This is a genomic window from Devosia sp. (genome assembly GCF_036406155.1).
Taxonomy (GTDB): domain Bacteria; phylum Pseudomonadota; class Alphaproteobacteria; order Rhizobiales; family Devosiaceae; genus Devosia_A.
Genome location: NZ_DASWVV010000100.1, coordinates 20,201 through 28,179, shown reverse-complemented (window position 1 = coordinate 28,179; position 7,979 = coordinate 20,201). Strand labels below are relative to the sequence as shown.

General features: G+C 69.0%; 8 protein-coding genes and 1 pseudogene. 6 read left to right on the top strand and 3 right to left on the bottom strand.

Features of this window, described 5'->3' with window-relative positions:
• The 6 genes and pseudogenes from VGD93_RS06400 to VGD93_RS06375 form a co-directional block, all read left to right on the top strand.
• Positions 1-1,036: pseudogene (locus VGD93_RS06400) on the top strand (chromosome segregation protein SMC); the annotation flags it as partial.
• Positions 1,037-1,347: 311 nt separating this feature from the next.
• Entirely contained in the window at positions 1,348-1,677 is a 330-nt protein-coding gene (locus VGD93_RS06395; RefSeq protein WP_395010341.1) for an AtpZ/AtpI family protein, read from the top strand.
• A gap of 18 nt (positions 1,678-1,695) precedes the next feature.
• On the top strand, positions 1,696-2,451 hold the full coding sequence (locus tag VGD93_RS06390) for a F0F1 ATP synthase subunit A (protein ID WP_395010339.1): 756 nt from the start codon (positions 1,696-1,698) through the stop codon (positions 2,449-2,451).
• 68 nt (positions 2,452-2,519) lie between these two features.
• Positions 2,520-2,747: a F0F1 ATP synthase subunit C gene (locus tag VGD93_RS06385; protein WP_395010337.1), complete on the top strand. Its 228-nt coding sequence runs from the start codon at positions 2,520-2,522 to the stop codon at positions 2,745-2,747.
• Between the two features lie 72 nt (positions 2,748-2,819).
• Positions 2,820-3,488 carry a F0F1 ATP synthase subunit B gene (locus tag VGD93_RS06380; RefSeq protein ID WP_395010335.1) on the top strand — a complete coding sequence of 223 codons (669 nt, stop codon included), beginning with the start codon at positions 2,820-2,822 and terminating at the stop codon, positions 3,486-3,488.
• Positions 3,485-3,985 (top strand): ATP F0F1 synthase subunit B, encoded by a 501-nt coding sequence (locus tag VGD93_RS06375; RefSeq protein ID WP_395010334.1) that lies wholly within the window; start codon positions 3,485-3,487, stop codon positions 3,983-3,985. The genes VGD93_RS06380 and VGD93_RS06375 overlap by 4 nt, the downstream gene beginning before the upstream one ends.
• A 61-nt stretch (positions 3,986-4,046) precedes the next feature.
• Here the strand turns inward: VGD93_RS06375 and VGD93_RS06370 are convergent, their stop codons facing one another.
• Genes VGD93_RS06370 through gcvPA form a run of 3 tightly spaced genes read right to left on the bottom strand, consistent with a single transcriptional unit; the run spans position 4,047 to position 7,973 of the window.
• The gene (locus VGD93_RS06370; protein ID WP_395010332.1) at positions 4,047-5,087 is read right to left on the bottom strand and encodes a DUF2332 domain-containing protein; all 1,041 of its coding nucleotides are present in this window, start codon (positions 5,085-5,087) and stop codon (positions 4,047-4,049) included.
• A gap of 1 nt (position 5,088) precedes the next feature.
• The gene (gene gcvPB / locus VGD93_RS06365) at positions 5,089-6,636 is read right to left on the bottom strand and encodes an aminomethyl-transferring glycine dehydrogenase subunit GcvPB (protein WP_395010331.1); all 1,548 of its coding nucleotides are present in this window, start codon (positions 6,634-6,636) and stop codon (positions 5,089-5,091) included.
• Positions 6,636-7,973 (bottom strand): aminomethyl-transferring glycine dehydrogenase subunit GcvPA, encoded by a 1,338-nt coding sequence (gene gcvPA / locus VGD93_RS06360; RefSeq protein WP_395010329.1) that lies wholly within the window; start codon positions 7,971-7,973, stop codon positions 6,636-6,638. The genes gcvPB and gcvPA overlap by 1 nt, the downstream gene beginning before the upstream one ends.
• Between the last annotated feature and the right edge of the window lie 6 nt (positions 7,974-7,979).

The window sequence follows — 7,979 nt, the reverse complement described above, 5'->3', positions numbered from 1 at the left end:
CGAGATCGCCGAGCAACTCGCCGCGCTCACCGCGGCCCCCGACAGCTTCGCGCAGCGCCGGCAGGCGCTCGACGACGAGATCGGTGCCGCGCGGGCGGCGCACCAGGAGGCCACCGACGCGCTGGCGGCGGCGCAGACGCGCTATCGCGAGGCCGACAAGGCGCAGCGGCTGGCCGCCGAGGCGCTGGCCGGGGCGCGTGAACTGGTGGCGCGCATCGAGGAGCGCATGAAGGGACTGGCGGCGCAGCGCCAGCAGATCGAGCGCCAGGTGATGGAGACGCTCGACATCGAGGCGCACCGCACCGCCGAAATCGCGGGCATAGGCCCCGCAGAGGCGCTGCCGCAGGAAACCCAGATCGAGCAGAAACTGGAGCGGCTCAAGGCAGAGCGGGAGCGGCTCGGTGGCGTCAATCTCGGTGCCGAGCGGGAAGCCGCCGAGGTGCAGGAGAAGCTCGACGTCATGGTCAAGGACCGCGACGACCTGATCGCGGCGATCGCCAAGCTCAGGGCCGGCATCCAGAGCCTCAACCGCGAAGGCCGGGTGCGGCTGACCGAAGCCTTCGACAAGGTCAACGGCCACTTCCAGGAGCTGTTCACGTCGCTGTTCGGTGGCGGCACCGCCGAACTGCAGTTCGTCGAGAACGACGACCCGCTGGAAGCCGGGCTCGAGATCCTGGCCCGGCCGCCGGGCAAGAAGCCGGCGACGATGACGCTGCTGTCGGGCGGCGAACAGGCGCTGACCGCCATGAGCCTGATCTTCGCGGTGTTCCTCACCAATCCGGCGCCGATCTGCGTGCTCGACGAAGTCGACGCCCCGCTCGACGACGCCAATGTCGAGCGCTTCTGCACGCTGCTCGACACCATGTGCAAGCGCACCGAAACGCGCTTCCTGGTGATCACGCACAACCCCATCACCATGAGCCGGGTGGACCGGCTGTTCGGCGTGACCATGGCCGAACGCGGCGTGAGCCAGCTGGTGTCGGTGGACCTCAAGGAGGCCTACGCCATCGAAGAGGCCGTGGCCGCCACCGCCTGACCGGCTCCGGCCGGAGCGGCGCCCCCCGGAATCGGCAGGCGCCGCCGGGCGGCTGGAGCGGCCGCGGCGGCCGATCCGCCACCGGACTCGATGTCACACCTTAGTCGAAGCCCATAAACATTATATAGATCAATAGCTTACGACCGTATTCGCGCGCTTGACACCCTTTTTGCCTGCAACTATGGTGCGCGCGACTTTGAGGGCTCCCTCCGAGACTTGGCCCGAGGACGAAGCGGGGAAGCGCTATGCCACAAGCGCCTGAGACGAAGCGTCCGAAGCACGATGACAAACCCGGGTCGGCGACCCGGGACTTGGCAGCGCGCATCGCGCGTGCGCAGGGGGAACGCAAGGTCCGTGCCGAGCAAGCGCGTGACGGCGCGGCGAAGGACATGTCGGGCTTCAGCCGCGGCCTGCGGCTGGGTTCGGAGTTCATCGCCGCCGTCATCGTGGGCGGCGGCATCGGCTACCTGCTCGACCTCTGGCTCAAGACGAGCCCGTGGCTGCTGCTGGTGATGGTGCTGATCGGGTTTGCGGCCGGCGTTGTGAACGTGGCCCGCTCGGCCAGCCAGATGAACAAGGCGGCGCCGCCGCCACCCGGGTCGGACCTCGGTCCGGACGACGACGAAGACGACGACAGATAGCGACCGAAGGAAAAAGACTTGGCCGATCCGAACAAAGTCGATCCGATCCACCAGTTCGCGCTGACCGACATCGTTTCGTTCGGCGAAGGCGGCCTGTCCTTCACCAATTCGGCCCTGTTCATGGTGCTGACGGTGGGGGTGACCTGCATCTTCCTCCTGGCCTCGACCTCGCGGCGCAGCATCGTGCCGTCGCGCGCCCAGGCGCTGTCGGAGATGCTCTATGAGTTCGTCGCCAACATGGTGCGCGACTCGGCCGGCAAGGAAGGGATGAAGTTCTTTCCCTTCGTGTTCTCGCTGTTCATGTTCGTGCTGATCGCCAATCTGTTCGGCATGTTCCCCTTCTTCTTCTCGGTCACCAGCCACATCATCGTCACCTTCGCGCTCGCCATGCTGGTGATCCTCACCGTCATCATCTATGGCGTGTGGCGGAACGGCTTCCGGTTCCTCAAGCTGTTCGTGCCGGCGGGCGTGCCGGCCTACGTGCTGCCGATCGTCGTGCCCATCGAAGTGGTGTCGTTCCTGAGCCGGCCGGTGTCGCTCAGCGTGCGACTGTTCGCCAACATCCTGGCCGGCCACATCACCCTCAAGGTGTTCGCCGGCTTCGTCGTGACCATGGGCTCGCTGGGCCTGCTCGGCTGGCTCGGGGCGCTGTTGCCCCTGGTCATGACGGTGGCCATCACGGCGCTGGAATTCCTGGTGGCGGCCCTGCAGGCCTATGTGTTTGCGGTGCTGACCTGCCTTTACCTCAACGACGCGATCCATCCCTCGCATTGATCTCTGACCGGTTCACAGTGAGGCGGCGGTGAGCGTCGCCAATCGGTCGCTACAAGGAGCAGACTACAATGGAAGCTGAAGCAGCAAAGTTTATCGGCGCGGGTATCGCCGCAATCGGCATGGCGGGCGCCGCCATCGGCGTGGGCAACATCTTCGGCAGCTTCCTGTCGGGCGCCCTGCGCAACCCGTCGGCGGCCCAGAGCCAGTTCGGCAACCTGATCTTCGGCTTCGCCGTGACGGAAGCCCTCGGCATTTTCTCGTTCCTCATCGCGCTCCTGCTGCTGTTCGCAGTCTGATCGCGGCCGCCAGTCGCATCGATGAACCCTGGACGCACCGTCCGGGGTTCGGCTGCCGAAAGAGGTAGATAAATGGCGGGTAACTCCACCAACATCATCGTCGTGGCACAGGCCGAGGGCGAAGCCGCCCCGGCCGGGGATAGCGGCCAGGACGCCGTCGTCGTGGTCGAGGGCGCCGACGGCGCCGCGGCCGCGGGCGAGGTCCACGCCACTACCGAAGCCCATGCCACCGGGGAGCACGCCGGGGTCTTCCCGCCGTTCGACTCGTCCGGCTTCGGCGGCCAGCTGCTGTGGCTGGCCATCACCTTCGTCGCCCTCTATCTGGTGATGAGCCGGATGGCCCTGCCCCGCATCGGCGGCATCCTCGAGACGCGCCGCACGCGCATCGAGGGCGACCTCAAGGAAGCCGACCGGCTGCGGCTCGAGACCGACCGGGCCATCGCCTCCTACGAAGCGGCGCTGGCCGAGGCCCGGCAGAACGCCCACGCCATCGCCGAGGAGACGCGCTCGAGCATCAAGGCCGATATCGAGAACAAGCGCAAATCGGTGGAAACCGACCTCGCCGGTCGTGTCGCCGCGGCCGAGGCGAACATCCAGAAGAGCAAGCAGGCCGCGCTCGGCAATGTCGACGCCATCGCGGCAGAGACGGCGCAGGAACTGGTCGGCCGCCTGGCCGGCAAGGTGAGCGCGGCGCAGGCCAAGAGCGCCGTGGCGCAGGTGGTCAAGGAGAGCGTGCAATGAATTTCGGGTTGGACGCCACCACCGCCGCCAGCATCTGGGCCACCATCGCGCTGGTGATCTTTCTCGGCATCATCGTCTATTTCGGCGTGCCGAAGCTGATCACCAAGATGCTGGACGACCGCATCAAGGACATCGAGGCCGAACTGGCCGAGGCCGAGCGCCTGCGCGCCGACGCCAAGGCGCTGCTGGCCGAATACGAGGCCAAGCGCGAGAACGCCGAGAAGGAGGCCGAAGACATCGTCGCCTCCGCCCGCGAGGAGGCCTTCCGGCTGACGGCCGAGGCCAAGACCTCGCTCGAGACGCTGGTCGCCCGCCGCACCCGTGCGGTCGAGGACAAGATCGCGCAGGCCGAGGCCCAGGCCGTCGCCGAAGTGCGCTCGCGCTCGGCCGACATCGCCGTCGAGGCGGCGCGCGTGCTGCTGCAGCAGCAGATGGCGGAAAAGGGCGATGCCCTGGTCGAGCAGTCGATCAAGGACGTCGCGGCCCGCCTGAACTGAACGCCCCGGAGACGCCGGATAGCTGCAAGGGCGGGCCCATGGCCCGCCTTTTGCTTTCAGGTCAGCCCCACTCCACCCAGCGGCCGTGATAATCGGCGCGGCCGAGGGCCTCAGGCTCGCCGCCCGGCCAGAGGGTGAGCACCATGCCGCCGCCCGGGGCGCCGCCGTCGATCTCGAAGCCGAAGCGGGCCAGCGGGGTGGCGGGCGTCGCTGCGGCACCCGCCGCTGCGAGGGCGGCCTCGATGCGCGTCTTCACCGCATCGGGAAGGTATTGCCAGACGATGGTGTGGAAGAAGAACCGGCACACGCCGGGCGTGGCCGGGGCCGCCAGCTGCCGCTCCACCCAGGCGGCGGCGTCGGCCTGCTCGACCCGCCTCCCCGCGGCCGCGGCCAGCCGCAGGGCCGCCTCGAGGCGCTGCAGGCGCGCGGACTGGTCGGGCCAGACATAGGACAACAGGCGGGCGGCATCTTCCTGCGACGCCGGGTCGAGCGGCTTGCGATCGCAGCCGGCACGGCTGACGATGCGCAGCGGGGACGCGAGGGCTGGCAGCACGCCGCGCCATTCGCTCTCGATCGTGAGCGGTGCCCCGGCGTCACCCCAGGCCCGCCCGCCGCCCAGTTCGTAGCGGTACTGGTCGAAGGCGAGGTTGAGGCCGGCGCTGGCGCCGATCTCGAACACGGCAAGCGGCAGGCCGGTGCGCTGCGCCACCGTCAGCGCCGCTCCGAGCACGAAGGACGAGCGCGCCACCTCGTTGGTCTGCGGCGGGCTGTCGAGCCAGCCGGAAAGGAAGGCGTCGTGCCGCGCCATGGCACCGGCGATGGCGGCCCACACGCCCTCGCGCGCAAACGGCGCCGGCGGATAGACGCTGGCCAGATCCGGCTCCCGGCCCGAACGTGCGAGGGCGTGGAGCGCGCCGCAGGCACGCAGCGCCAGGGCATCGGCCGCCGGATCGCCCGGCCAGTCGAGAATGCGCCGGCCGAACGCCGTCGAGCGATCGAGCCGCTCCACGAGCAGGCGGCACAGGGCCGCCGTGAACGGCGACCCCAGCTCCTCGCAGGCCTGCGCCTGCCGCTCGAAATGCTTCGCGACCGGCCCCGGCACCCTATTCCGCCGCCTGCGGCAGCGCCTCCGGCGGGTCCCATTTCAGCCGCGGCGAGCGGGCGGCGCGGGTCTCGTCGAGGCGCCGGCGCGGGGCCTTCATGGGCGCGGCGGTGAAGCGGGCCGCGTTGCCGGCCTTGGCGTCGGCGGCGAGCTCCAGCATGACGTCGCAGAAATGGTCGAGCGTCTGGCGGGATTCGCTCTCGGTCGGCTCGATCAGCATGGCTCCGTGCACCACCAGCGGGAAGTACATGGTCATCGGGTGGAAGCCTTCGTCGATCATGGCCTTGGCGAAATCGAGCGTCGATACGCCGGTGCCCTCGAGGAAGCTGTCGTCGAACAACGCCTCGTGCATGCAGGGCTGGCCGTTGAACGGCGCCGAGAACACGTGCTGCAGCCGCGCCTTGACGTAGTTGGCATTGAGCACGGCATCCCTGGCGGCCTGCGCCAGGCCGTCGCCGCCGTGGCTCAGCATGTAGGTGAGCGCCCGCACATACATGCCCATCTGGCCGTTGAAGGCGGTGATCCGGCCGAGGCTGTCGCCTTCGGGATGCTCGACCAGTTCGAGCCGGTCGGCCGACCGGCGGACGAAGGGCACCGGCGCGAACGGGGCCAGCGCCGCCGACAGCACCACCGGCCCTGCGCCCGGCCCGCCGCCGCCATGCGGGGTCGAGAAGGTCTTGTGCAGGTTGATGTGCATGGCGTCGATACCGAGATCGCCCGGCCGTACGACGCCCATGATGGCGTTGAAATTGGCGCCGTCGCAGTAGAAGAAGGCGCCCGCCTCGTGCACCGCCTCAGCGATCTCGATGACCTGCGGCTCGAACAGGCCGCAGGTATTGGGGTTGGTCAGCATGATGGCGGCGACCTCGGGGCTCAGCGCCTCCTTCACCGCCGCGATGTCGACGGTGCCGTCATCGCGGGCCGGCACCGGCTTTACGGTGTAGCCGAGGAAGGCGGCCGTCGCCGGATTGGTGCCATGGGCGCTCTCGGGCACGAGCACGACACTGCGATGCCCCTCGCCGCGGGCCTGCTGCGCCGCCTTGATGGCCATCATCCCGCACAGTTCGCCATGGGCGCCGGCCTTGGGGGTCAGCGCCACGGCGGCGGTGTTGGTCAGCGTCATCAGCCAGTCGGCGAGTTCCTGCATCAGCGCCAGTGCCCCCTGCACGGTGGAGACCGGCTGCAGCGGATGGATGTCGGCGAAACCCGGCAGGCGCGCCATCTTCTCGTTGAGGCGCGGATTGTGCTTCATGGTGCACGAACCGAGCGGATACATGCCCGAATCGATCGAGTAGTTGAGCCGGCTGAGGCGGACGTAGTGGCGCAGCGCCTCGGGCTCGGTCAGGCCGGGCAGATCGAGCGGGGTCCGGCGGGCGAAGCCGCCGAGACGCGCATCATCGATCTCGGCCTCGGGCAGGTCGACGCCCGAGTGACCGGTATCGCCGATTTCGAACAGCAGCGGCTCGTTGGGAAGCAGCGAGGACCCGGAGGCCGAGGCGAAGCCGGACGTTCCCGTGCCGGTGGGACGGCCCTGTGTGTTCATGCCCATCAGAGCACCTCCTCGAGCGCCGCGGCCAGTGCGGCGATATCGGCATCGGTCGTGAGTTCGGTCGCGGCGACGACCAGCAGGTTGTCGACGTCGGGGTGGCCCGGATCGAGCCGGCTGACCGGCACGCCGGCCAAGATGTTTTTCTCCGCCGCCAGCCTTTCCACCACCGGCGCGGCGGCGGTCGGCAGGCGCACCGTCATCTCGTTGAAGAACGTCTTGTTCAGCACGGCGACGCCAGGCACCGCCTCGAGCGCCGTGGCCAGGGCAACCGCGCGCGCGTGGTTGAGCCGCGCCAGCTTGCGCAATCCGGTCTCGCCGAGCAGCGACAGGTGGATCGAGAAGGCCAGCGCGCACAGCCCCGAATTGGTGCAGATGTTGGAGGTCGCCTTCTCCCGGCGGATGTGCTGCTCGCGCGTCGACAGGGTGAGCACGAAACCGCGGTTGCCGTCGGCATCGACGGTTTCCCCGCACAGCCGCCCGGGCAGCTGGCGGATGAACTCCTTGCGGGTGGCCATCAGCCCGACATAGGGGCCGCCGAAGGTGAGGGCGTTGCCGATCGATTGGCCTTCGGCCACGACGATGTCGGCGCCGAGCGCCCCCGGTGCCTCGAGCAGGCCGAGCGAGACCACCTCGGTGACGACGACGATGAGCAGGGCGCCGGCGTCGTGGGCGAGGGCGGCATATTCGGCGACATTGCGCAGCGAGCCGTAGAAATCGGGAGTCTGGACGACGATGGCGGCGGTCTGGTCGTCGATCTGCAGCGGCATCGAGCCGGCCTCAGCATGCGGAATGATGACGAGGTCGTCGCCGTCCCCGACATAGGTGCGCACGACGTCACGGTAGTGCGGGTGCAGGCCGCTCGACAGCACGATGCGATTGCGCCGGGTCAGGCGCCGCGCCATCAGCACCGCCTCGGCCGTCGCCGTCGAGCCGTCGTACATGGAGGCGTTGGCCACCTCCATGCCGAGCAGGTTGGCGACCTGGGTCTGGAACTCGAACAGCACCTGCAGCGTGCCCTGTGACACCTCGGGCTGGTACGGGGTGTAGGCCGTCAGCCACTCGGAGCGCTGGATGAGATGGTCGACCGAGGCCGGGACGTGGTGGCGGTAGGCCCCTGCCCCGATGAAGAACGGCCCGTCGCCGGCCGCGCGGTTCCTGCCCGCCAGCGCCCTCAGATGCGCTTCGACGAGGAATTCTGGCTGGTGGGCGGGCAAATCGAGCGGGGCCGTGTTGAAGGCCCGCTCCGGCACGGCGCTGAACAGCGCATCGGCCGAGGCGGCACCGATGACGGCGAGCATCTCGGCCCGCTCGGCCTCGGAATGGGGAAGATAGCGCATCGCTGC